20 protein-coding genes are annotated in these 23676 nt (G+C 64.0%); 19 read left to right on the top strand and 1 reads right to left on the bottom strand.

Going from position 1 to position 23676, the window contains the following annotated elements; all coding sequences use genetic code 11:
* From E5198_RS08645 to E5198_RS08590, 12 genes are all read left to right on the top strand, one after another.
* Positions 1–300 (top strand): DnaJ family molecular chaperone (locus E5198_RS08645; RefSeq protein ID WP_168772500.1); only part of this gene is annotated, 300 nt, incomplete at its 5' end.
* Between the two features lie 76 nt (positions 301–376).
* The gene (locus tag E5198_RS08640; RefSeq protein ID WP_256659014.1) at positions 377–2800 is read left to right on the top strand and encodes a PAS domain S-box protein; all 2424 of its coding nucleotides are present in this window, start codon (positions 377–379) and stop codon (positions 2798–2800) included.
* Complete coding sequence (locus tag E5198_RS08635; protein WP_136489591.1) at positions 2797–3426, top strand: response regulator transcription factor; 630 nt, start codon at positions 2797–2799, stop codon at positions 3424–3426. Before E5198_RS08640 ends, E5198_RS08635 begins: the two co-directional genes overlap by 4 nt.
* 159 nt (positions 3427–3585) lie before the next feature.
* Positions 3586–4695: an ABC transporter ATP-binding protein gene (locus tag E5198_RS08630; protein ID WP_136489590.1), complete on the top strand. Its 1110-nt coding sequence runs from the start codon at positions 3586–3588 to the stop codon at positions 4693–4695.
* Between the two features lie 57 nt (positions 4696–4752).
* Positions 4753–5784: an ABC transporter substrate-binding protein gene (locus tag E5198_RS08625; RefSeq protein WP_136489589.1), complete on the top strand. Its 1032-nt coding sequence runs from the start codon at positions 4753–4755 to the stop codon at positions 5782–5784.
* A 102-nt stretch (positions 5785–5886) separates the two neighbouring features.
* On the top strand, positions 5887–7137 hold the full coding sequence (locus tag E5198_RS08620; RefSeq protein WP_136489594.1) for an ABC transporter permease: 1251 nt from the start codon (positions 5887–5889) through the stop codon (positions 7135–7137).
* 13 nt (positions 7138–7150) lie between these two features.
* Positions 7151–7978: an ABC transporter permease gene (locus E5198_RS08615; RefSeq protein ID WP_136489588.1), complete on the top strand. Its 828-nt coding sequence runs from the start codon at positions 7151–7153 to the stop codon at positions 7976–7978.
* Positions 7979–8007: 29 nt separating this feature from the next.
* Positions 8008–9042 (top strand): ABC transporter substrate-binding protein, encoded by a 1035-nt coding sequence (locus tag E5198_RS08610; RefSeq protein WP_136489587.1) that lies wholly within the window; start codon positions 8008–8010, stop codon positions 9040–9042.
* Positions 9043–9139: 97 nt separating this feature from the next.
* The gene (gene rpe, locus E5198_RS08605) at positions 9140–9814 is read left to right on the top strand and encodes a ribulose-phosphate 3-epimerase (RefSeq protein WP_136489586.1); all 675 of its coding nucleotides are present in this window, start codon (positions 9140–9142) and stop codon (positions 9812–9814) included.
* An 11-nt stretch (positions 9815–9825) separates the two neighbouring features.
* The gene (locus E5198_RS08600; protein ID WP_136489585.1) at positions 9826–10506 is read left to right on the top strand and encodes a phosphoglycolate phosphatase; all 681 of its coding nucleotides are present in this window, start codon (positions 9826–9828) and stop codon (positions 10504–10506) included.
* A 262-nt stretch (positions 10507–10768) separates the two neighbouring features.
* Positions 10769–12247, top strand: coding sequence for an anthranilate synthase component I (trpE, locus tag E5198_RS08595; protein ID WP_136489584.1), 1479 nt, complete (start codon positions 10769–10771; stop codon positions 12245–12247).
* A gap of 190 nt (positions 12248–12437) precedes the next feature.
* Positions 12438–13688 carry an integrase arm-type DNA-binding domain-containing protein gene (locus tag E5198_RS08590; protein ID WP_136489583.1) on the top strand — a complete coding sequence of 417 codons (1251 nt, stop codon included), beginning with the start codon at positions 12438–12440 and terminating at the stop codon, positions 13686–13688.
* Here E5198_RS08590 and E5198_RS21825 read toward each other — a convergent pair.
* Positions 13648–14535, bottom strand: a complete 888-nt coding sequence (locus tag E5198_RS21825; RefSeq protein WP_136489582.1) for a hypothetical protein — start codon at positions 14533–14535, stop codon at positions 13648–13650. The two genes, E5198_RS08590 and E5198_RS21825, sit on opposite strands and share 41 nt — an antisense overlap.
* A 626-nt stretch (positions 14536–15161) precedes the next feature.
* Between E5198_RS21825 and E5198_RS08580 the strand changes: the two genes are divergently transcribed.
* From E5198_RS08580 to E5198_RS08550, 7 genes are all read left to right on the top strand, one after another.
* On the top strand, positions 15162–15353 hold the full coding sequence (locus tag E5198_RS08580; RefSeq protein WP_136489581.1) for an AlpA family transcriptional regulator: 192 nt from the start codon (positions 15162–15164) through the stop codon (positions 15351–15353).
* A gap of 361 nt (positions 15354–15714) precedes the next feature.
* Positions 15715–16371 (top strand): inovirus Gp2 family protein, encoded by a 657-nt coding sequence (locus E5198_RS08575; RefSeq protein ID WP_136489580.1) that lies wholly within the window; start codon positions 15715–15717, stop codon positions 16369–16371.
* A 247-nt stretch (positions 16372–16618) separates the two neighbouring features.
* Complete coding sequence (locus E5198_RS08570) at positions 16619–18538, top strand: class I SAM-dependent DNA methyltransferase (protein WP_136489579.1); 1920 nt, start codon at positions 16619–16621, stop codon at positions 18536–18538.
* The gene (locus E5198_RS21765; RefSeq protein ID WP_178084054.1) at positions 18535–19896 is read left to right on the top strand and encodes a restriction endonuclease subunit S; all 1362 of its coding nucleotides are present in this window, start codon (positions 18535–18537) and stop codon (positions 19894–19896) included. The genes E5198_RS08570 and E5198_RS21765 overlap by 4 nt, the downstream gene beginning before the upstream one ends.
* A gap of 13 nt (positions 19897–19909) precedes the next feature.
* Positions 19910–20701: an NUDIX hydrolase gene (locus E5198_RS21820; protein ID WP_218569048.1), complete on the top strand. Its 792-nt coding sequence runs from the start codon at positions 19910–19912 to the stop codon at positions 20699–20701.
* Positions 20702–20836: 135 nt separating this feature from the next.
* Positions 20837–21892 (top strand): YhcG family protein, encoded by a 1056-nt coding sequence (locus E5198_RS08555; RefSeq protein ID WP_136489578.1) that lies wholly within the window; start codon positions 20837–20839, stop codon positions 21890–21892.
* A 64-nt stretch (positions 21893–21956) separates the two neighbouring features.
* Positions 21957–23648 (top strand): RNA-binding domain-containing protein, encoded by a 1692-nt coding sequence (locus E5198_RS08550; RefSeq protein ID WP_136489577.1) that lies wholly within the window; start codon positions 21957–21959, stop codon positions 23646–23648.
* Positions 23649–23676 lie beyond the last annotated feature (28 nt).

The raw sequence follows: 23676 nt of genomic DNA, 5'->3' as shown, positions 1-23676 counted from the left end.
TGGGCGGCGCAGCTCGGCTGTCCGGCGGCGCAGCTGGCGGCGCTGGAGAACCAGGCGCTGGGGCGCGGCCTGCCGCTGGTCCGCCGCGACGACGCCTACCGCACGGCGCTGGACCTGCTCGGCGTCACCCCCGACACGCCGCCGGCGGCCATCCGCCAGGCCTACCGGCGCCTGCGCAGCCGCCACCATCCGGACAAGCTCGGCCGCGCCGATCCGGTGCGCCTGGCCGCGGCCACCGAGCAGAGCCGTCGCCTGCAGGCGGCCTGGGAGCTGGTGCGCGCCCGCCACGGTCTGCGCTGAGCCCTGTAGCGGCGCAGGCCGATGGGATAGGCTGGCGGCGGACCGTGCGCAGTGCCCGGCCTACGGAGTCTTCGCCATGCCCCTTTCCGCCCACCTGGTTCGCTGCCTGATATCCGCGATGCTGCTGCTCGGCCTCTGCCTGACGCTGCCGGTACGTGCCGAGCCGGCGGCGCTGGCGGTGGATGCGGCGCAGCGCCAGTGGCTGGCCGATCATCCGCGGCTGCAGGTCGGCGTTGTGCTGCAGGCGCCCTATGCCCAGTTCGAGCGGCGCCAGCGCCAGCAGCAGCTGGTCGGCGCCCATGTCGAGCTGATGGGCGCGCTCGCCAGCCGCCTCGGCGTGGACCTGAACTGGCATGCCTATCCCGACCAGGCCGCGCTGGAGGCGGCGCTGCAGCGCGGCGAGATCGAGCTGGCCCCCGGCCTGCAGCAGACCCCGGCCGGCCTGCGCCTGTGGCGCTACTCCGATCCCTACCTGCGCATTCCGCACCTGGTCGTCGGCGAGCGCAGCGGCGCCGCGGCGGTCCGCCTCGACCGCCTGGGGCGCGGCGAGCCGGTGGCGGTGCGCGAAGGCAGCCCGGTGCAGCGCTTCCTGCGCAGCAGCCACAGCAGCCTCGAGCTGCGCCCGGCCAGCTCCGAGCGCCAGGCGCTGCGCCAGGTGCTGGCCGGCGAGGCGAGCTATGCGGTGCTCGACGAGGCGCAGTACAGCCGTCTGCACGGCGAAGTCGAGTTCGCCGCGCTGGCAGTGCTCGGCGAGGTCGGCTATCCGCTGCTGCTGCGCGTCGCCGTGCGCCCCGACCTGCCGGAGCTGGCCGGGCTGATCGACCGGGCCCTGCGCGCGCTGCCCGCCGCCGAGCTGGAGGCCATGCAGCGGCGCTGGCTGCAGCCGCCGGTGACGAGCCTCGGCGAGTCGGCCGGCTTCTGGCGCAGCCTGGCCCTGCTGCTCGGCCTGCTGCTGCTGGCGTTGCTCGGCGCGGCCTGGTGGCTGCGGCGCCAGCACGATGAGCTGGAGCTGCGTCTGGCCGTCGCCCGCCACGACCTGAGCCTGCGCGAGTCGGCCGAGCAGGCGCTGCGCCTGGCCCAGTTCTCCATCGACCACAGCACTGTCGGCATCCTCTGGGTCAACTGGGACAGCCACCTGCGCTACGCCAACCGCGCCGCCGAGCAGCTGCTCGGCTACCCGGCCAGGGGCCTGGTCGAGCGGCCGCTGAGCGAGCTGGCGCCGAACCTCGACATGGATCGCTGGCTGGCGCTGTGGAAGCGCGCCCGCGCCAGCGACGAGGCGCTGGCCTTCGAAACCCGCTGCCGCTGCGCCGACGGCGAGTGGCTGCCGGTGGACCTGTCGCTCAGCTTCCTGCGTTTTCGCGACACCGAATACCTGGTGATCTATCTCACCGACGTCACCGAGCGGCGCCGCGCCCGCGCCGCCCTCGAGGAGAGCGAGGCGCGCCTGAAGGGTATCGCCGGCAACGTGCCCGGCCTGCTGTTCCGCCTGGAGCGCGCCGCGCCGGGCGCCGAGGTGCACATCGCGTTCATCGGCGAGGGCAGCGCCGGGCTGGTCGGCTACCCGGCGGCGACCCTGCTCGAGCCCGAGCGCGGCATCCGCAGCCTGGTCCACCCCGACGAGCGCGAGCACTACTGGAGCAGCCAGCAGGCGGCGCTGGCGGCCGACGACGACTGGCGCTGGCAGGGCCGCCTGCTGACCCGCGACGGCACGCCGATCTGGGTCGACATCAAGGCCACCGCGCGGCGCCTGGAGGCCGGCCGGGTGGTGTGGGACGGCATGGTCTGGGACATCAGCGAACTCAAGCGCACCGAGCTGGCGCTGGCCGAGTCGCAGGCCCAGCTGCGCGAGCTGGCGGCGCACCTGGAGAGCGTGCGCGAGGAGGAGAAGGCGCGCATCGCCCGCGAGGTGCACGACGAGCTGGGGCAGATGCTCACCGTGCTCAAGCTGGAACTCTCCATGTGCCAGCTGGCCCATGGCGAAGGCGACGCCGACCTGCGCCAGCGCCTGCAGCACATGAGCAAGCTGCTCGCCCAGCTGTTCCAGGTGGTGCGCGACGTGGCCACCGCGCTGCGCCCGCCGATCCTCGACGCCGGCATCGCCTCGGCCATCGAGTGGCAGGCGCGGCGCTTCGAGGCGCGCACCGGCATCCCCTGCCTGGTCGAGGTGCCCGAACAGCTGCCGGCGCTCGGCGAGGGCAAGGCCACCGGGCTGTTCCGCGTGCTGCAGGAGGCGCTGACCAACATCATGCGCCATGCCCAGGCGCACAGCGTGGAGATCCGCCTCAGCCGCGAGGCTGGCGAGCTGCAGCTGTGCATCGCCGACGACGGCGCGGGCTTCGATCCGGCGCAGGTGCGCAGCGGCTCGTTCGGCCTGGTCGGCATGCGCGAGCGGGTCGCCATGTTCGGCGGCAGCCTGCGGCTGGACAGCACCCCGGGGCAGGGCACTACCCTGTACGTGAGGGTTCCCCTCGACCGGGAGGATAAGGAGACGGCATGATTCGGGTACTGGTGGCCGAAGACCACACCATCGTCCGCGAGGGCATCAAGCAGCTGATCGGCATGGCCAGGGACCTGACGGTGGCCGGCGAGGCCGGCAACGGCCAGCAGCTGCTGGAGATCCTCCGCCAGACGCCCTGCGAGGTGGTCCTCCTCGACATCTCCATGCCCGGGGTCAACGGCCTCGAGGCGATCCCGCGGATCCGCGCGCTGAGCAACCCGCCGGCGATCCTCGTGCTGTCGATGCACGACGAGGCGCAGATGGCCGCCCGCGCGCTGAAGATCGGCGCCGCCGGCTACGCCACCAAGGACAGCGATCCGGCGCTGCTGCTCACCGCGATCCGCAAGGTCGCCGGCGGCGGCCGCTACATCGACCCGGCGCTGGCCGACCGCATGGTCTTCGAGGTCGGCCTGACCGACTCGCGGCCGCCCCACGCGCTGCTTTCCGAGCGCGAGTTCTCGGTGTTCGAGCGCCTGGTGCGCGGCGAGGGCGTCAACGAGATCGCCCAGCAGCTGTCGGTCAGCAGCAAGACGGTGAGCACCCACAAGGCGCGGCTGATGCAGAAGCTCGACGCCCACTCGGTGGCCGACCTGGTGCGCTACGCCATGGAGCACAAGCTGGTCTGACGCCTGCGCGGGGGCGCATGGAACCGCTACCCGTGTAGGGCAATCCCTACAGAACATCTTCCGGCGGGCCTAGCCGATGTCGTCCTGCCCGCCGATTTGCCCGTCGCCGGCACCTGCCTACGCTGTAGCCATAGTCCACCCAGTCCTACAGGTGCGGTCATGGCCGAGACGCAAGGCAACGACATCCTGGTCAGCTTCCGTAGCGTGCAGAAGAGCTACGACGGCGAGAACCTGATCGTCAAAGATCTCAATCTGGACATTCGCAAGGGCGAATTCCTCACCCTGCTCGGGCCGTCCGGCTCGGGCAAGACCACCAGCCTGATGATGCTGGCCGGCTTCGAGACCCCCACCGCCGGCGAGATCCTCCTCGGCGGCCGGGCGATCAACAAGCTGCCGCCGCACAAGCGCGACATCGGCATGGTGTTCCAGAACTACGCCCTGTTCCCGCACATGACCGTGGCCGAGAACCTCGCCTTCCCGCTCAGCGTGCGCGGCATGGGCAAGGCCGACATCGCCGAGCGGGTCAAGCGCGCGCTGAGCATGGTGCAGCTGGAGGCGCTGGCCGGGCGCTACCCGGGGCAGATGTCCGGCGGCCAGCAGCAGCGCGTGGCGCTGGCCCGCGCCCTGGTGTTCGAGCCGCAGCTGGTGCTGATGGACGAGCCGCTCGGCGCGCTCGACAAGCAGCTGCGCGAACACATGCAGATGGAGATCAAGCACCTGCACCAGCGCCTGGGCGTCACCGTGGTCTACGTCACCCACGACCAGGGCGAGGCGCTGACCATGTCCGACCGCGTGGCGGTGTTCCACCAGGGCGAGATCCAGCAGATCGCCCCGCCGCGCGAGCTGTACGAGGAGCCGTGCAACGCCTTCGTCGCCAACTTCATCGGCGAGAACAACCGCATCAACGGCCGCCTGGTGCGCCGCGACGGCGAACGCTGCGTGGTCGAGCTGCCGCGCGGCGAGCAGGTCGAGGCGCTGGCGGTGCGCGTCGGCCAGCCGGGCGAGCTGGTCAGCCTGTCGGTGCGCCCCGAGCGGGTGCGCATCAACGGCCACAGCAGCGGCTGCGACAACCGCTTCTCCGGCCGGGTCGCCGAGTTCATCTACCTGGGCGACCACGTGCGCGTGCGCCTGGAGGTGGCCGGGCAGAACAACTTCTTCGTCAAGCAGCCGATCGCCGAACTCGACCCCGCGCTGGCGGTGGGCGACGTGGTGCCGCTCGGCTGGCAGGTCGAACATGTCCGCGCCCTCGATCCGCTGAGCGCGGAATAAGGATCGCGGCCCGATAGTGGCAAGTACCCCCAAACGCAGCATCCTGGAGAAGAATAAATGTCGAAATCCCTGAGGTTCGCGGCCCTGACCCTGGGCCTGGGTTGCACCCTGTCGGCCGTGGCGGCCGATCTGACCACCATCTCCTTCGGCGGCGCCAACAAGCAGGCGCAGGTCAAGGCGTTCTACGAGCCCTTCGAGAAGGCCAGCGGGCACAAGGTCATCGCCGGCGAGTACAACGGCGAGATGGCCAAGGTCAAGGCGATGGTCGATACCGGCAGCGTGAGCTGGAACCTGGTCGAGGTGGAGTCGCCGGAACTGGCGCGCGGCTGCGACGAGGGGCTGTTCGAGGAACTCGATCCGGCGCAGTTCGGCCCGGCCTCGGACTACATCGACGGCGCCATCCAGCCGTGCGGCGTCGGCTTCTTCGTCTGGTCCACCGTGCTGGCCTACAACGCCGACAAGCTGAAGACCGCTCCGACCAGCTGGGCGGACTTCTGGGACGTGGAGAAATTCCCCGGCAAGCGCGGCCTGCGCAAGGGCGCCAAGTACACCCTGGAATTCGCCCTGATGGCCGACGGCGTGGCGCCGAAAGAGGTCTACAAGGTGCTGGCCACCGACGAGGGCGTCGACCGTGCCTTCAAGAAGCTCGACCAGCTCAAGCCGCACATCCAGTGGTGGGAAGCTGGCGCCCAGCCGCCGCAGTACCTCGCCTCCGGCGACGTGGTGATGAGCTCGGCGTACAACGGCCGCATCGCCGCGGTGCAGGGCGAGAGCAATCTCAAGATGGTCTGGGACGGTGGCATCTACGACTTCGACGCCTGGGCCATCCCCAAGGGCGCCAAGGATCAGCAGGCCGCCCGCGAGTTCATCGCCTTCTCGGTCAAGCCCGAGCAGCAGAAGGCCTACGCGGAGAACATCGCCTACGGTCCGGCCAACAAGAAGGCCATCGACCTGCTGCCCAAGGAGCGTCTCGGGCTGATGCCGACCACTCCGGAGAACATCGCCAACCAGGTGGCCATCGACGTGACCTTCTGGGCCGACTACGGCGAGCAGCTGGAACAGCGCTTCAACGCCTGGGCCGCCAAGTAACAGCCTCGGCGGGACGGCGCTGCGCCGTCCCGTCCGCGGGAAGCATCCCGCCGTCTTGCCCGGCCGCCGGCGGCGGCCTTCTGTCCGGAGTTGAACATGGCCATGGCTAGCGCAGTGTCCGTCCCCAATGAGGTCGCCGGCCTCCCCCTCAAGCAGCGCCTGGCGCGCGCCGAGCGGCTCAACCGCCTGAAGTCGCAGGTGCTGATCCTGCCGCTGCTGGCGTTTCTCCTGCTGACCTTCCTGGTGCCGATCGGCGCGCTGCTCTGGCGCAGCGTCGACAACCCCGAGGTGGTCGGCGCCCTGCCGCGCACGGTGGCGGCCATCGAATCCTGGGACGGCCACGGCCTGCCGCCGGAGCCGGTCTACCGCGCCCTCGGCGAGGAGCTGCCGGTCGCCCGCAAGCAGCAGCTGCTCGGCGACCTGTCCAAGCGCCTGAACATGGAGCTGTCGGGCTATCGCAGCCTGCTGTCGAAGACCGCCCGCCAGCTGCCGCTGGCCGCCGAGCCGGTCTCCTGGCGCGAGGCGCTGGAGCGCATCGACGAGCGCTGGGGCGATCCGGCCTACTGGCAGGCGATCCAGCGCAACGCCAGCGGTACCACCGCCTACTACCTGCTGGCCGCCCTCGACCACCGCATCGACGAGCTGGGCGAGCTGGCCCCGGCCACCCCCGACCAGGCGATCTACCTGGAGATATTCGCCCGCACCTTCTGGATGGGCCTGGTGATCACCGTCATCTGCCTGGTGCTGGCCTATCCGCTGGCCTACCTGCTGGCCAACCTGCCGGCGCGGCAGAGCAACCTGCTGATGATCCTGGTGCTGCTGCCGTTCTGGACCTCGATCCTGGTGCGCGTCGCCGCGTGGATCGTGCTGCTGCAGTCGGGCGGCCTGATCAACGGCACGCTGCAGGCGCTCGGCATCATCGACGAGCCGCTGCAGCTGGTGTTCAACCGCACCGGCGTGTACATCTCGATGGTGCACATCATGCTGCCGTTCATGATCCTGCCGATCTACAGCGTGATGAAGGGCATCTCGCCGACCTACATGCGCGCCGCGGTGTCGCTCGGCTGCCATCCGTTCGCCAGCTTCTGGCGCGTGTACTTCCCGCAGACCCTGGCCGGGGTCGGCGCCGGCGGCCTGCTGGTGTTCATCCTGTCGATCGGCTACTACATCACCCCGGCGCTGCTGGGCAGCCCGAACGACCAGATGATCAGCTACTTCGTCGCCTTCTACACCAACACCACCATCAACTGGGGCATGGCCACGGCCCTGGGCGGCCTGCTGCTGGCCGCCACCCTGCTGTTCTACGCAATCTACAACTGGCTGGTCGGCGCCGGCCGCCTGCGCCTGGGTTGAGAGGAGAATCGTCATGCTGAGCCCGTACATGTCGCCCGTCGAGCGGATCTGGTACTACAGCCTGCGCACCCTCTGCGGCCTGATCCTGCTGTTCCTGATCCTGCCGGTGCTGGTCATAGTGCCGCTGTCGTTCAACTCCGGCACCTTCCTGGTCTACCCGCTGCAGGGCTTCTCGCTGCGCTGGTACGAGGAGTTCTTCACCACCGCCGAGTGGCTGCGCGCGCTGAAGAACAGCCTGATCATCGCCCCGGCCGCCACCGTGCTGGCCATGACCTTCGGCACCCTGGCGTCGATCGGCCTGACCCGCGGCGAGTTCCGCGGCAAGGCCCTGCTGATGGGCATCCTGATCTCGCCGATGGTGGTGCCGGTGGTGATCGTCGCGGTGGCCAGCTACCTGTTCTTCGCCCCGCTGGGCCTGGGCAACAGCTACATCTCGCTGATCCTGGTGCACGCGGTGCTCGGCGTGCCCTTCGTGATCATCACCGTGACCGCCACCCTGCAGGGCTTCAACCAGAACCTGGTGCGCGCCGCCGCCAGCCTCGGCGCGCCGCCGCTGACCGCGTTCTTCCGCGTCACCCTGCCGCTGATCGCGCCGGGGGTGATCTCGGGGGCGCTGTTCGCCTTCGCCACCTCGTTCGACGAGGTGGTGGTGACCCTGTTCCTCGCTGGCCCCGAGCAGGCAACCATCCCGCGGCAGATGTTCAGCGGCATCCGCGAGAACCTCAGCCCGACCATCGCCGCCGCCGCCACCCTGCTGATCGGCTTCTCGGTGGTGATGCTGCTGATCCTCGAGTGGCTGCGCGGACGCAGCGAGAACCTGCGCACCCAGCTGCCGGAGTGAGGCACGGCATGGACATAAGGAATGTGACGATGCGAGAGCTGTGCAAGGGCGGCCTGCTGGCCGCCCTGTTCGGAGCGGCGGCCCCGGCGCTGGCCGACTACGTGACGGTGGTTTCCTTCGGCGGCGCCAGCCAGGAGGCGCAGCGTGGGGCCTTCTACGAGCCGTTCAAGCAGGCCACCGGCGATGCGGTGGTGTACCGCGCCTACAACGGCGACCTCGCCAAGCTCAGGCAGCAGCTGGAGCAGAGCCACGTCTCCTGGGACGTGGTCGAGGTGGAGGCTCCCGAGCTGATGCGCGGCTGCGCGGAGGGCCTGTTCGAGCGCCTCGAGCCCGGCCTGGCGGGCAGTCCGGACGACTTCGTGCCCGGCGCGCTGCAGCCCTGCGGGGTCGGCATCTTCGTCTGGTCGATGGCCCTGGCCTACGACCCGCAGCGCCTGGCGCAGGCGCCGCAGGGCTGGGCCGACTTCTGGGACGTCCGCCGCCTGCCCGGCAAGCGCGGCCTGCGCGAGGGCGCGCGCTACAACCTGGAGTTCGCCCTGATGGCCGACGGCGTCGCGGCCCGCGACGTCTACCGGGTGCTGGGCAGCGCCGAGGGCGTCGAGCGGGCCTTCCGCAAGCTCGACGAACTGAAGCCGCACATCCGCTGGTGGAAGACCGGCGAGGAGCCGATCCGCGCCCTGCGCGACGGCAGCGTGGCGATGAGCGCCGCCTACAACGGCCGGGTCAGCGCCGCGCGCGCCGAGCAGCCGCTGGCGCTGGTGTGGGGCGGCAGCATCTACGACTTCGACTACTGGGCGCTGCCCAGGGGCGTGTGGAAGGGCGAGCTGGCGCGGCGCTTCGTCGCCTTCGCCAGCCAGCCGCAGCAGCAGAAGGCGCTGGCCGAGCGCATCGCCTACGGCCCGACCAACCGCCAGGCGCTGGCGCTGCTCAGCCCGCAGGTGGCGGGCGAGCTGCCCACCGCCGCGCAGAACATCGCCGGCGCGGTGGGCATGGACGCCGAGTTCTGGAGCCGGCACGGCCCGGATCTGGAGCAGCGCTTCGCCGCCTGGCGCAAGGGCTCGTGAGGCGCGCGCCGGGCGGCGTGGTCGTCCGGCAAGCCTTGCCCGGGGCGGGATGAAGCGGGAAACTTCGCCTTTTCCGGCTTCCTGCCCCGAGGTACCCATGCAGCCCTTCGCCATCGCCCCGTCGATCCTGTCCGCCGATTTCGCCCGCCTGGGCGAGGAGGTCGACAACGTCCTCGCCGCCGGCGCCGACATCGTCCACTTCGACGTGATGGACAACCACTACGTGCCCAACCTGACCATCGGCCCGATGGTGTGCAGCGCCCTGCGCAAGTACGGCATCAGCGCGCCGATCGACGTGCACCTGATGGTCAAGCCGGTCGACCGCATCATCGGCGACTTCCTCGAGGCCGGCGCCAGCTACATCACCTTCCATCCCGAGGCCAGCGAGCACATCGACCGCTCCCTGCAGCTGATCAAGGACGGCGGCGCCCAGGCCGGCCTGGTGTTCAATCCGGCCACTCCGCTGGACTGCCTGAAGTATGTGATGGACAAGGTCGACATGATCCTGCTGATGAGCGTCAACCCCGGCTTCGGCGGGCAGAAGTTCATCCCCGGCACCCTCGACAAGCTGCGCGAGGCGCGCGCGCTGATCGACGCCAGTGGCCGCGAGATCCGCCTGGAGATCGACGGCGGGGTCAACGTGAACAACATCGGCGAGATCGCCGCCGCCGGCGCCGACACCTTCGTCGCCGGCTCGGCGATCTTCAACCAGCCCGACTACAAGGCGGTGATCGACGCCATGCGCGCCGAACTGGCCAGGGTCCGCGGATGACGGCGGCGCCCATGGGCCTGCTGCACGGGCTGTTCGCCGGGCGCCTGCCGCGCCTGGCGATGTTCGACCTCGACGGCACCTTGGTCGACTCGGTGCCGGACCTGGCCGCCGCGGTCGACCGCACGCTCGCCGCCCTCGGCCGCGAGCCGGCCGGCCGCGAGCGGGTGAGGCTGTGGGTCGGCAACGGCGCGCGGGTGCTGGTGCGCCGCGCGCTGGCCGGCGGCCTCGAGCATGATGGCGTCGACGAGGCGCTGGCCGAACGGGCGCTGGCGCTGTTCCTGGAGGCCTACGCCGACAACCACGCGCTGACCCGTGTCTACCCCGGGGTGGTCGAGACCCTCGACCGGCTGCGTGAGGAGGGCGTGGCGCTGGCGCTGGTCACCAACAAGCCGTCGCGCTTCCTGCCCGAGCTGCTGGCCGACAAGGGCCTCGACGGCTACTTCCGGTGGCTGGTCGGCGGCGACACCCTGCCGCAGCAGAAGCCCGACCCGGCCGCGCTGCTGTGGGTGATGGACCAGGCCGGCGTGCCGGCGGCGGAGGCGCTGTTCGTCGGCGACTCGCGCAACGACGTGCGGGCCGCCCATGCCGCCGGGGTGACCTGCGTGGCGCTGAGCTACGGCTACAACCACGGCGAGCCGATCTCTCTGGAGAACCCGGCGCGGGTGATCGACGACCTGCGCGAGCTGTTCTGAGGTCTGCGCATGGCCCGCGGGGTGGCGATCCACCCTGCGGACTGTCCCGTGTTGCTTGCGTCACCGGGGACGCTGCGCTAGTGTGCGGCTCTACCCGTAGCAAACCCGCCGATAGAGATCAGATTCGTGGTGGTCACCTGCAAACTGTGGATGAAAGTCATCAAGGCTCTGGCCCGCTGGCGCTGGCGCGCCTGACATCGTCCCTGGCCGGCTCGCCGGCGCGCTTTGCATCCCGACCGTTTTCCAGGCCCCGAGGCTGATCATGACCCGTGAAGAATTCCTGCGTTTGGCCGCTGCCGGCTACAACCGCATCCCGCTCGCCCGCGAAACCCTCGCCGACTTCGACACCCCGCTGTCCATCTACCTGAAACTGGCCGACGCGCCCAACTCCTACCTGCTCGAATCGGTGCAGGGTGGCGAGAAGTGGGGCCGCTACTCGATCATCGGCCTGCCGAGCCGCACCGTGTTGCGCGTGCACGGCCACCAGGCGCGGGTGACGGTGGATGGCGTGGAAACCGAGTCCCACGACTGCGCCGACCCGCTGGCCTTCGTCGAAGCGTTCAAGGCGCGCTACAACGTGCCGACCCTGCCCGGCCTGCCGCGTTTCAACGGCGGCCTGGTCGGCTACTTCGGCTACGACAGCGTGCGCTACGTCGAGCAGCGCCTCGGCGCCTGCCCCAACCCCGATCCCATCGGCACCCCGGACATCCTGCTGATGGTCTCCGATGCGGTGGTGGTGTTCGACAACCTGGCGGGCAAGCTGCACGCCATCGTCCTCGCCGATCCGAGCGAGGCGGGCGCCTTTGAAGCCGGCCTGGCCCGTCTCGAGGCGCTGATGGCGCGCCTGCGCCAGCCGATCACCCCGCGCCTGGGCGTCGACCTGGCCGCGCCGCTCGGCCCGGAGCCGGCGTTCCGCTCCAGCTTCAGCCACGACGACTTCGAGAGCGCGGTGCGCACCATCAAGGAGTACATCCTCGCCGGCGACTGCATGCAGGTGGTGATCTCCCAGCGCATGTCGATTCCGTTCCAGGCCGCGCCGATCGACCTGTACCGCGCGCTGCGCACCATCAACCCGACGCCGTACATGTACTTCTTCAACTTCGGCGACTTCCACGTGGTCGGCAGCTCGCCGGAGGTGCTGGTGCGCGTCGAGGACGGTCTGGTCACCGTGCGCCCGATCGCCGGCACCCGTCCGCGCGGTGCGAGCGAGGAAGCCGACCTGGCGCTGGAGAAGGACCTGCTGTCGGACAGCAAGGAGCTGGCCGAGCACCTGATGCTGATCGACCTGGGCCGCAACGACGTCGGCCGCGTCTCCGCCACCGGCTCGGTGAGGGTCACCGAGCAGATGGTCATCGAGCGCTACTCCAACGTCATGCACATCGTCTCCAACGTCACCGGCCAGCTGAAGCCCGAACTCAGCGCGATGGACGCGCTGCGCGCCATCCTGCCGGCCGGTACCCTGTCCGGGGCGCCGAAGATCCGTGCCATGGAGATCATCGACGAGCTGGAGCCGGTCAAGCGCGGCGTCTATGGCGGCGCGGTGGGCTACCTGGCGTGGAACGGCAACATGGACACCGCCATCGCCATCCGCACCGCGGTGATCAAGGACGGCGAGCTGCACGTGCAGGCCGGCGCCGGCATCGTCGCCGACTCGGTGCCTGCCCTGGAGTGGGAAGAAACCCTCAACAAGCGCCGCGCCATGTTCCGCGCGGTGGCCCTGGCCGAACAAAGTGCAGAGTGAAGGGGACCTGACATGCTGCTGATGATCGATAAGCAGCATTGGCGTCCATTGATGTCCATGGACGTTCATGAGATGGCCTAAAGTCCAGTAAATACGGGGCTTAGAGATCCATCATCGTCCATGGCGTTCATTGGCAGCCACGGATAATGCGGGTATCGTTGCGGGTATCGAAGCACGGATACCCGCAACCATGCCCCTGACAGATGCCAAGCTCCGCAACGCCAAGCCCGGCGACAAGCCGCTCAAGCTCACCGATGGTGGTGGGTTGTACCTGGAGGTGCGTCCGACCGGTGCCAAGCTGTGGCGGCTGCGCTATCGCATCGATGGCAAGGAAAATGTGTTCGCCATCGGTAGCTACCCTGAAATCGGGTTGGCCGAGGCGCGCAACGAGCGGGAAAGGGCCAAGCCGCTGATCCGCCAGGGCATTCATCCGTCACACAATCGCCAGGCCGAACGGCTGGCCACCAGTGCAGCCAACGCCAATACCTTCGAGGCGGTGGCCCGGGAGTGGATCGCCAAGAAAGCGCCCGGCTGGACGCCTTACTACCTGCGCCAGGTCGAGAACTTCATGGCGGCAGACGTTTTTCCCTTCGTCGGTAAGCTGCCGATCCGCAATGTGTCCGCCGCACACCTGCTGGAAATCCTCAGCCGCATTGAAGCGCGAGGGGCTGCAACGGTGGCGCTGCTCGTCAGGCAGTGGTCATCGGCAATCTTCCGCTATGCGGTCGCGACGCTGCGTGCCGACAATGATCCGGCGGCCGCTCTGAAGGGCGCCATTCACCGCCCCAAGGTGCAGCACCACAAGCCCCTCTCTCGTGAGCAGATCGTCGAGTTCTCTAAGGCCCTGGAGCAGTACGGCGGCTACAGGACGACGGTGATCGCGCTGCGTCTGATGCTGCTGACCTTCGTGCGCACCGTGGAGCTGCGCAAGGCAGAGTGGAGCGAGTTCGACTTGGAGCGTGCAGAGTGGCGCATTCCTGCCGAGCGGATGAAGATGCGTGAACCGCACATTGTTCCGCTTTCCAGGCAGGCGGTCGAGCTGCTGCGTGAGCTGCACAGCCACACAGGCGGTCGCCCCCTGTTGTTCCCTAACTATCGCAATCCCAATGAGTGCATGACTGCCACCACATTGAACCGGGCGCTTGAGCGCATGGGATTCAATGGCAAGGACAGTATCGGCTTTTCAGCTCACGGTTTTCGAGCAACTGCTTCGACCATGTTGAACGAGATGGGGTTTCGCTCGGATGTGATCGAGCGACAATTAGCGCATGCTGAGAGAAACAAAGTGCGTGCAAGCTACAATCAAGCAGAATACTTGGATGAGCGCCGGAAGATGATGCAGGCATGGGCTGATGAGGTCGATGTTATGAGGGGGCGAGAAGGGTTCTCGCCCATTGCTCTTAATCGGCGAGATAAAGATTGTTCTCAAATTCCTTCCTGATTAATTTTTCCAATACTTGGGCGCGCTTCGTTTCACTATTTTTGGCTAGTTTGTCCAGTAGTTCTATCGCGCCATTCGTCAACATGACATTGACCTGTCTCTTGTCGCGACTGCGTTCGTTGAATTGTTTTCGGCTCCATCGGTTTTTTATGTTCTGAATGATTAGTTTTCTTTCGGTTGGATTGAAGTCTTCCAGATCGAAGAAGATTAGTAGTTCTTTGTAATTGCTGATCGGCTGCTCTCTCGATAATGGTTTATAGTGGTTTTTTTGAAGCCATTCCCAGGCGCATTTACAGCGTTCTGCGCCATCTTTTTTATCGTCAAACCACGCGAGTTCGCTATCTTTTGACTTGTGTGCAAGCCAGATATTGCGAAAATTATCAATTTTCTGTGACTTTTCTGCAAGGCTTATGTCCCAGAAATCGATCATCGCGATGAGCCTGTTTCTCCCTGTTAAGTGGGGAAAGTTGTTTGGGGTGCTAAGCGATTTCACTACTGATGTGATTGTGAATTCGACTGGGGTGGCGGCTTCTTGGATTATTGGAAGTAGCCACTGATATTGACGCTCATCATCTTCGATCCATTCCAAAAGTTTTTCATCTATCAGTAGCTTGTCTTTTTCTTGGTTTATTTTTCTAGTTAGTTTCGGGTTTTTATCTAGGTGGTTGGCAATTGCCTCTCGCATGGTTATGCCATTGCAAGATGATTGGTCTAGTTCGTTTTCTTGATACGTCCATATGAAAAGCCAGAGCCAGATATCATGGCGGGTGTTTTTGTTGGAGTTATTGAGTATTTTGCTCTGCTTGTCTGTGGATTTGTTTTTGTTAATGGTTTTGTCTTTGTTCATTTTCAGGGTGGATCCTTTGATTTGTTTGTATGCCGAGGTTGCATGGCTGGTGTTTCATTCTCTGCCAATTATATAAGTGTTCTATTGATTTTTTATGTATCCTCTACATGGTATCTATGATATTTCTATAGGTATTCTAGGAATTTACATCAAGGCTGTCACCATGTAATTCAAGGGGGCGGCGGCTACCTCAGTGGTTTCTATTTTTTTTCGACCCTACAACCCTACGGCTTGCGACTGGTTCTGGCTGCTACGGGGGGCTCAGACGCCCGGTGGCATCAGTATGATTACCTGATGCCTATCGTGGGTTTTGATGACCGTAAAAGATTAGGGGGGGCTTTTAATGCAGCCTGATTTGAGCTGTATGGGTCTCAAGATTTCAGCTGATTTAGAGCCGATAACAAAACCTCGGATGCAGTCGCGACAGACCGCGCCAGCTCTGGCGCCTGCTGCAAGTGTTAGGGGTTTTGATAGAGGCTCTTAGATAGTCAGTGCTGATGGCTGTGGATGCTTGGTTTTATAGGGTGCGATGCTGCGGTCAGGGCAGTGTAGGAATGATTTTTTTGCAGAGTATTTCTTAACTGCGAGTGCCAATCGTTTGGACGAATAGCGGTTAGGAGCCGATCATGAAATTCATGCGCCTGAACGATGTGAAAGCTGCCACTGGACTGGCCCGCTCGACTATCTACAAGTACGTCAAACAAGGTAGCTTCCCCATGCCAGTATCTCTGGGGGGGCGCTCTGTGGCTTGGGTAGAAAGCGAGGTTGTAGCTTGGATTGCTGCAAGGATCAGAGAGCGTGACCTGCAGTTGATATAATTCTGCATGATGGTCATTCCTTGGATATGAATTGAATTGATCAATACCCGCTGCCGCCTTCAGGCGGCAGCGGGTATTTTTGTCGGAGTTGTTTTTGCCTTGGATTTTGTCGTTTTCCCCTGCGTGCTCAATGTGTTTTGGCAGCGTTTCCTTTCTGTATTGGTATTATGCTTAATAGATTTATGATTAATAGATTTCAGGTTATGTGCTGAGTGGGATCCTGTAGTTGACTGTCTGTCTTTGATTGATGTCCGTGCTATTTGCGTGGCTGGAATGATCGTGTCTTTCGTGTCTTAGAATTTTTTGTGAAAGATTAACTTATTTAGGCTTGGTATGAACCAATCATCGAGGAGATGTTTTCATGCCTAGGCATTCTGATAATAAAAATCTGAATATATATAACGATAAGGCTTTCAATGGTCTTCCCGTTCAGATAGATAAGGGCCCCTTCATTCGGGAGTACCTGCGACGTCTGTACAACACTATGTGGAGCGCGTTGGATCAGTACCCGAGAGTATTCGCCTTCAGGGTTGATCTACGACTTCCTGCCTCTGGGATGCTGCCAAGTTATGCATTCACCAACGAAGTCATCAGTCGCTTCCTTGAGTCCTTCAAAGCGAAAATAAAACATAATCGGCGGAAAGCTAGACGGGGGAATCCATACGCTCATGGCTGCGAGGTTCGCTATGCCTGGTGCAGGGAGTTAGGGGCAGAGGGAAGGCCTCACTATCATCTGGTAATCCTGCTCAACCGGGACGCCTTCCATACGCTGGGTCGCTTCACTTCCTCACGGAGCAACATATTCAACCGCTTGGAAGAGGCTTGGGCCAGCGCCCTGAGAATTTCGATGGAGGCTGTGGTGGGCTTGGTTCACATTCCTGAAAACCCCACCTACCGTCTGAGCCGTACTGACGAGGAGGGGCATGCTGATTTCTTCTACAGAGCAAGTTATCTCTGCAAGGTGGCGACCAAGGCCTACGGTGACCGCCAGCACAGCTTCGGAGCAAGCCGGACCTGAACGCGAGCGAGGCTCGGGGCTGACATGCTGTGGGAGCGATACTGCTGCCTCGGTTTATGGATGCCCCTCCCGTCAAATGCTGGCATCCTTCCCCCCAATCTTGGCCGCCCACGGAGGTGGCCTGCCTGACTCGGGCAACCGCAGGGATGATCGTGCTCTCCCAGGGATCTCATCCCGGCTACGCCTCTCTGCGGTTCGCCCATTGCCGCGCTCTAGTCGGCAATCTGTAGACCTTGGGGAATACCGCGTGAACCAGCAAAACCTTGCACCCTTCATCTGGAATATCGCTGACCTGTTGCTGGGAGCATTCAAGCCCTCGGAGTACGGCCGCATCATCCTGCCGTTCACCGTGCTGCGCCGTCTGGAGTGCGTGCTGGAGCCGACTCGCGATGCCGTGCGTACCCAGTACGAAGCGCTCAAGGCCAGCGGTGTGGATCTCGACCTGCTGCTGCCCGGTACGGCGGGGGCCACCTTCTACAACGTCTCGCAGTTCTCCCTGGCCAGCGTGGGCTCGACCAGCACCCGTGCCAACCTGGAGGACTACATCGCCAAGTTTTCTGCCAACGCCCGTCAGGTGTTCGAGCACTTCGCCTTCGACAAGTGGCTGGAGAAGCTGGAAAGGGCCAACCTGCTCTACCTGGTGACCCAGAAGTTCGCCAAGGTGGACCTGCATCCGGACCAGATCTCCAACCACGAGATGGGCCTGGTCTTCGAGCACCTGATTCGCAAGTTCGCCGAATCGTCCAACGACGATGCCGGACAGTACTTCACCCCGCGTGACGTGGTGCGACTGGCTACCACCCTGGTGTTCGCCCCTGACCATCGGGCGCTGAATGGCGATGGTGTGGTGCGTACCGTCTACGACTGTGCGGCGGGGACGGGCGGCTTCTTGTCTTCGGCTATCGAGCAGGTCTACGAGTGGAACCCCAATGCGCGCCTGGTGCCCTACGCCCAGGAACTGAACCCCGAGACCTACGCCATCTCGGTCGCCGACAAGCTGATCAAGGGCTTCGAGACCAAGAACATCAAGCTTGGCAACACACTGTCCCATGATCTGTTGCCCCATGAGCAGTTCGACTACTGCCTGGCCAATCCGCCGTTCGGGGTGAAGTGGGAAAACGTGCAGAAGGCCGTGCAGGCCGAGCACAGCCAACTCGGTTCCTCGGGGCGCTTCGGTCCTGGCCTGCCGCGTGTGGGTGACGGCTCGCTGCTGTTCCTCATGCACCTGCTGTCCAAGCGCAAGCCGGCGGAGCAGGGCGGCACGCGCATCGGCATCGTGCTGTCCGGCTCGCCGCTGTTCAACGGCGGGGCCGGCTCGGGTGAGTCGGAGATCCGCCGCTGGATTCTGGAAAACGACTGGCTGGAAGCGATCATCGCCCTGCCCACCGACCTGTTCTACAACACCGGCATTGGCACCTACGTGTGGATTCTCTCCAACCACAAGGACGAGCTGCGCAAGGGCAAGGTCCAGCTGATCGACGCCACGGCCATGCACTCGCCGATGCGCAAGAGCCTGGGCAGCAAGCGCAAATACCTCACCGACGAGCAGATCGAGGTGATCGCCAGGCAGCACGAGGCGTTCGAGGAAGGCCCGCACAGCAAGGTCTTCGCCACCACCGACTTCGGCTACCGGCGCATCACAGTCGAGCGACCGCTGCGTCTGCGCTTTTCGGTCAACGCGGACAAGCTCACCGCCTATCGGAACACCAAGGGCGCCGACCAGGCGGAGGCCTTCGCCACGGTGGAAGGCAGCTTCGACAACCTGCCGGCGTTCCTCCAGGCTGCCGGCATCAGAAAGCTCTCCAAGGGCGCACAGAAGGCCGTGCTGGCCTGCTTCGGCGAACGCGACGCCGAGGCCCAGCCGCTGCTGGACGACAAGGGCAAGGTACAGGCCGACAGCGAGCTGCGAGAGTTCGAGAACGTGTCGCTCGGCCAGCCCATCGACGACTACTTCGCCCGCGAAGTGCTGCCCCATGTGCCGGATGCCTGGATCGATACCGGTAAGACCGATGCGAAGGACGGCCAGGTCGGCATCGTCGGCTACGAAATCAACTTCAACCGCTACTTCTACGTCTACCAGCCGCCGCGCCCGCTGGCCGAGATCGATGCCGATCTGAAGGCCGTAGAGGCCGAGATTGCCGCGCTGCTGGGCGAGGTGACGGCATGAGCCACTACAAGCCGTATCCGGCCTACAAGGACTCCGGCGTGGAGTGGCTGGGGGAGGTGCCGGAGCATTGGGCTGTATGCAAGCTGAGCTTTCGCTACTCGATTGAGCTGGGGAAGATGCTTGATGAGAAAAAGCTCACCAAGACCAGCCTGGTTCCTTATCTGCGTAATCAGGATGTGCAATGGGGCAGCATCAACACTCAGGATCTTCCCGAAATGGATATCCATCCCGAGGAGCTTGAGCGGTACACCATCCGGGATGGGGATCTTCTGGTTTGTGAGGGAGGGGACGTCGGCCGTGCTGCTATCTGGCGTGGTGAGAGTGCAGCTTTCGGCTATCAGAAAGCCTTACACCGACTACGCCACCGTTCATCAGGTGCGGATACGGCAGAGTTTTTCTTCTTTGCGCTTTTGACCGCAAAGTGCCGAGGGGTTTTCGAGGAGTCTGACTCAAAGGCAACCATTGCCCACCTGCCTGCTGAGAAATTCCGCCAGTATCGTTTTGCATTTCCGCCGCTGAGTGAGCAGCAAGCGATCGCCACCCACCTCGACCGCGAAACCGCCCGCCTCGACGCACTGGTGGCAAAGAAGACCCGCTTTACCGAGCTGCTGCGCGAAAAGCGCCAGGCGCTGATCACCCATGCCGTCACCAAGGGCCTTAATCCGAACGTGAGGATGAAGGACTCTGGCGTGGAATGGCTGGGGCAGGTGCCGGAGCATTGGGAGACGATGAGCCTGGCACGGGTCACAGTCGCCCGATGTGACGGGCCTTTCGGCAGTGCAATCAAGAGCGAAAACTATACGGACTCTGGTGTTCGGGTCATTCGACTGCAGAACATCGGTATCGGCGAGTTCAAAGATGGTGACCAGGCCTTTCTTTCCCCCGAGTACCGCACCGAAGTAATCGGCCACGGCCATGACGTTGAGCCGGGGGATCTGCTGATTGCCGGGTTGGGGGACGAGAACAATCCATTGGGGCGAACCTGCGTCGCTCCCAGCTCGCTCGGGGATGCAATCGTCAAAGCTGACTGCTACCGCTTCCGGACAGACAGAAGCAAGGCTCTTCCAGCTTTCCTTGCTCTGCAGCTATCTGCGACGGCCAGAGTTGAGTGTGGCTTTATCTCTACCGGATCTACCCGTGAGCGCTTGAATCTCGGGCTGGCTGCAAGCCGAGTTATCGCATTGCCTCCGTCAACCGATGAGCAGTCTGCCATCGTTGAGCGAGCGTCAATGGCCGCCGCGCGACTGGATGCTCTGCTCAGCAAAACCGAACACAGCATTGAGCTGCTGAAAGAGCGCCGCGCCGCCCTGATCACCGCCGCCGTCACCGGCCAGATCGATCTCAGGGAGCATCACTGACAGGGAGTCAGACATGAACTGGAGTATCGCCAAGGCCTCTGCCTATGGAGGCATTCTGCTCAGCCGTGGCGGCAACATCCTGCTGCGTGAGCCGGCCAATCATTTCGATGGCTATGTGTGGACCTTCGCCAAGGGGCGACCCGCGCCGGGAGATACCCCGGAGAAGACCGCCCTGCGTGAGGTGCGCGAGGAGACCGGCTACCCGGCCAGCATCGTCGATGTGCTGCCGGGAGTGTTCAAGGGCGGCACTTCAAGCAATGCATATTTCATCCTCTCGCCCGGCTGGCCGCAGGGGGCCACGGACTGGGAAACTGCCAGCACGCGCTGGGTTGGACTGGACGAGGCGCGGGAGCTGATCGGGCAGACCACCAACAACATCGGCCGCGAGCGCGATCTGGCGATTCTCGCGGCAGCGGAGCGCTGGTTCAGCGAGCACTGGGCACGCCTGCCGGCCATCCGCAACGACTGGCGTACCGAGCCGCTGCCGGAGCGCCATGTGCGTCTGCCGCTGGATTTCACCCTGGATGCCCGTGCTGCAGTCGCCGCACGACGGGGCTATGTGCCGACCGAGATGGAAGAAAAGTGGTTCTGCTACTTCGAGGGGAACACCCTGTACCAGCATCGCAGCTGGACCGGCTTCTGCATCGACCGGATTCACTTCGTCGAACACGACGGCGGCCTGCGAGCCACCCATGCCGAGGTGAACCGCGATCCCGAGCAGTACGGCAGCACGGATGATCGCGAAGATGCACAGCGGATCGAGCAGATGGTGCGGGATCTGGCAGAGTTCAACGCTCATGCATGACTGGCCCGAAGATACGCCCGGGGCCAGTCGCCCCAGTCCATCCGGACATATGGCCGCTTTGACGGCTATTCGATTGCGAGTGAGCGGGGTGAGACTCATCCGCCACGAATGCGAAATCAACCTGAGGGAAGTTGAATGAGCAAGCCAAAACCGACCGACCTCGATCTTCAGCTGCAGCCACTGCTGGGCAGTCTCGGCGAGCTGATCCGCCAGGCCCGCCAGCGGGCGCTGCGTGCCGTGGATACCATCCAGGTGCAGACCTGCTGGGAGATCGGCCGGCATATCGTCGAATTCGAGCAGGGCGGTGAGGCGCGTGCCGAGTATGGCAAGAAGCTGTTGTCGACCCTGGCCCGTGTGCTGGGCGCGGAGTTCGGCAAGGGCTTCGATGAGCGCAATTTGCGGCATATGCGGGCCTTCTATCAGGCCTTTCCAATTTGGAACGCAGTGCGTACCGAATTGAGCTGGACCCACTACCGCACCTTGCTCAAGGTCGACAGCGACAGCGCCCGCCAGTGGTACATGAACGAGACCGCCGAGCAGGGCTGGACCACCCGTGCCCTGGATCGACAGATCGGCACGCTGTACTACGAACGCCTGCTGGCCAGCCAGGACCGGACTGCCGTCGAGCAGGAGGCCGCCAGCAACCTGCAGCTGTTGGGCAAAAGCCCCCGCGAGTTCGTACGCGACCCGGTGCTGCTGGAGTTCCTCGGCCTGCCCAATGCCGGCGCCTTTCTGGAGAGCGACCTGGAGCAGGCGCTGATCGACCAGTTGCAGGGCTTCCTGCTGGAGCTGGGCAAGGGCTTCGCCTTCGTCGCCCGCCAGCAGCGCATCAGCACCGAGAGCAAGGACTTCTACGTCGACCTGGTGTTCTACAACTACCTGCTCAAGTGCTTCGTGATCTTCGACCTCAAGCGCGGCGAGCTGACCCACCAGGACATCGGCCAGATGGACATGTACGTGCGCATGTACGACGACCTCAAGCGCGGGCCGGACGACAACCCGACGGTGGGCATCATCCTCTGCGCGCAGAAGGACGCTTCGGTGGTGCGTTACTCGGTACTGCACGGCAGCGAGCAGCTGTTTGCCAGCAAGTACAAGCTGGTGCTGCCCAGTGAGGAGGAGCTGCGTGCCGAACTGGACCGCGAGCGGGCCTTGCTGGCCGAGCAGGCAACACTCGGAAAGACCGACTGAGGCTGCAGCGGCTGTATTTATTTGACGGGTATTTGACGGAATATCTCTATGCAACCGGAGGGTAATGAAACCTGTGGATGAGGCCGACCTGCAATGCTACTTGCGCAAGCATTACCCTCAGGAAAATGCTGCTTGCGAGTGGAAGGAATTCAAGAACCTTACCCATGCGGTGTCCGGGCGCAAGGGCGAGGATATCGCGAGCTACATCTCAGCCATTGCCAACATGGAGGGCGGGCATCTGGTGATCGGGGTGCAAGATGCCTCGCTGCAGATCATTGGCATCCAGAACTTCCATGATTACACCCCGGAGAACGTCCGGCAGCGGCTGCTGGGGCGGTGCAGCAATCTGGACTCCGAGGGTTTCCGGGTCGAGTCTTTCGTCACCGACGATACCCGACGCACTGTCTGGGTGTTCCATATCCCCCGTCATCGGCCGCGATTGCCGGTATATGCCCACGACAAGGCCTGGCAGCGGCTGGATGATGCACTGACCGAGATGCGCCCGGAGCGTCTGCAATCCATCCTGAACGAACCTGTGGATAGTACGGATTGGTCGGCACAGATCGTCGAGGCCGCCAGTCTTGCAGACCTTGATCCGGCTGCGCTGGCAGTGGCTCGCGAGAAGTTCGCCGAGAAGCACCGCAATGCGTCCTTTGCTGCCGATATCGCCAGCTGGGATCTGCCGACCTTTCTCGACAAGGCCAAGATCACCATCCAGGGCAAGATCACTCACACTGCGTTGCTGCTGCTTGGCAGGGCGGAATCCAGCCATTTTCTGCCTTGCCTGGCCCAGATCACCTGGAAGCTGGTTGGCGAGGAGCAGGCCTATGAGCACTTCGGTTTGCCCTTCCTGCTGACGACGACGCAGGTGCTGCACCGTATCCGCAACATCGGCTACAAGATCTTTCCGCAGAACCAGTTGCTGGCCACCGAGGTGAGCAAGTACGACACGCGAGTGATTCTGGAGGCACTGCACAACTGCATCGCGCACCAGGACTATCAGCTGCGCTCGCGCATCCTGGTGACCGAGCGGGTGGATCGCCTGGTGTTCGAGAATGCCGGTGGCTTTTTCGAGGGCAGGCCGGAAGATTACTTCAGTGGCGAGCAGACCCCGAGCCGCTACCGCAATACCTGGCTGACGCAGGCGATGGTCAGCCTGAACATGATCGATACCATGGGCTTCGGTATCAGCACCATGACCCTGTCGCAGCGCAAGCGCTACTTCCCGCTGCCCGATTACAGCAAGTCGGGAGCAGACCGGGTGGTGCTGGAGATCTATGGCCATGTGATTGACGAGAATTACTCTCGCCTGTTGCTGGAGCGGCAGGATCTGCCGCTGAACATCGTGATGCTGCTGGATCGGGTGCAGAAGAAGCTGCCCATCACGGATGACGCTGCTGCCTTGCTGCGCAAGCAGGGGCTGATCGAGGGGCGCAAGCCCAACTACTATCCAGCTGCGCAGGTCGCCAAGAGCATCGGCAAAAAGGATGATTACATCCGTAACCGAGCTTTCGACGATGCCTACTACAAGGATCTGATCCTCGGCTTTCTGGCCAAGTACGGCTCTGCTTCACGGGAGGAGCTGCTGAGCCTGGTCTTAGACAAGCTCTCGGATGCTTTAGACGAAAAGCAGAAGATGAACAAATTCCGGAATCTGCTGCATGCCATGTCGAAACGTGATCAAACCATCGTGAAATCAGGTGGTTTGCACAAGGGGCGATGGACGCTCAGGTCATCTACGGACGCTGATCAGTAGACGAACTCAAGACAAACTCAAGACAAAC

This window comes from Pseudomonas sp. A-1 (assembly GCF_004801855.1).
GTDB lineage: Bacteria > Pseudomonadota > Gammaproteobacteria > Pseudomonadales > Pseudomonadaceae > Geopseudomonas.
This window is presented reverse-complemented; position numbering and strand designations above follow the sequence as displayed.

Excerpts from the sequence above, each read along its gene's own strand:
- E5198_RS08640 (WP_256659014.1), top strand. The coding sequence starts at position 377 with ATGCCCCTTTCCGCCCACCTGGTTCGCTGCCTGATATCCGCGATGCTG.
- E5198_RS08635 (WP_136489591.1), top strand. The coding sequence starts at position 2,797 with ATGATTCGGGTACTGGTGGCCGAAGACCACACCATCGTCCGCGAGGGC.
- E5198_RS08630 (WP_136489590.1), top strand. The coding sequence starts at position 3,586 with ATGGCCGAGACGCAAGGCAACGACATCCTGGTCAGCTTCCGTAGCGTG.
- E5198_RS08625 (WP_136489589.1), top strand. The coding sequence starts at position 4,753 with ATGTCGAAATCCCTGAGGTTCGCGGCCCTGACCCTGGGCCTGGGTTGC.
- E5198_RS08620 (WP_136489594.1), top strand. The coding sequence starts at position 5,887 with ATGGCTAGCGCAGTGTCCGTCCCCAATGAGGTCGCCGGCCTCCCCCTC.
- E5198_RS08615 (WP_136489588.1), top strand. The coding sequence starts at position 7,151 with ATGCTGAGCCCGTACATGTCGCCCGTCGAGCGGATCTGGTACTACAGC.
- E5198_RS08610 (WP_136489587.1), top strand. The coding sequence starts at position 8,008 with ATGCGAGAGCTGTGCAAGGGCGGCCTGCTGGCCGCCCTGTTCGGAGCG.
- rpe (WP_136489586.1), top strand. The coding sequence starts at position 9,140 with ATGCAGCCCTTCGCCATCGCCCCGTCGATCCTGTCCGCCGATTTCGCC.
- E5198_RS08600 (WP_136489585.1), top strand. The coding sequence starts at position 9,826 with ATGGGCCTGCTGCACGGGCTGTTCGCCGGGCGCCTGCCGCGCCTGGCG.
- trpE (WP_136489584.1), top strand. The coding sequence starts at position 10,769 with ATGACCCGTGAAGAATTCCTGCGTTTGGCCGCTGCCGGCTACAACCGC.
- E5198_RS08590 (WP_136489583.1), top strand. The coding sequence starts at position 12,438 with ATGCCCCTGACAGATGCCAAGCTCCGCAACGCCAAGCCCGGCGACAAG.
- E5198_RS21825 (WP_136489582.1), bottom strand. The coding sequence starts at position 14,535 with ATGAACAAAGACAAAACCATTAACAAAAACAAATCCACAGACAAGCAG.
- E5198_RS08580 (WP_136489581.1), top strand. The coding sequence starts at position 15,162 with ATGAAATTCATGCGCCTGAACGATGTGAAAGCTGCCACTGGACTGGCC.
- E5198_RS08575 (WP_136489580.1), top strand. The coding sequence starts at position 15,715 with ATGCCTAGGCATTCTGATAATAAAAATCTGAATATATATAACGATAAG.
- E5198_RS21765 (WP_178084054.1), top strand. The coding sequence starts at position 18,535 with ATGAGCCACTACAAGCCGTATCCGGCCTACAAGGACTCCGGCGTGGAG.
- E5198_RS21820 (WP_218569048.1), top strand. The coding sequence starts at position 19,910 with ATGAACTGGAGTATCGCCAAGGCCTCTGCCTATGGAGGCATTCTGCTC.
- E5198_RS08555 (WP_136489578.1), top strand. The coding sequence starts at position 20,837 with ATGAGCAAGCCAAAACCGACCGACCTCGATCTTCAGCTGCAGCCACTG.
- E5198_RS08550 (WP_136489577.1), top strand. The coding sequence starts at position 21,957 with ATGAAACCTGTGGATGAGGCCGACCTGCAATGCTACTTGCGCAAGCAT.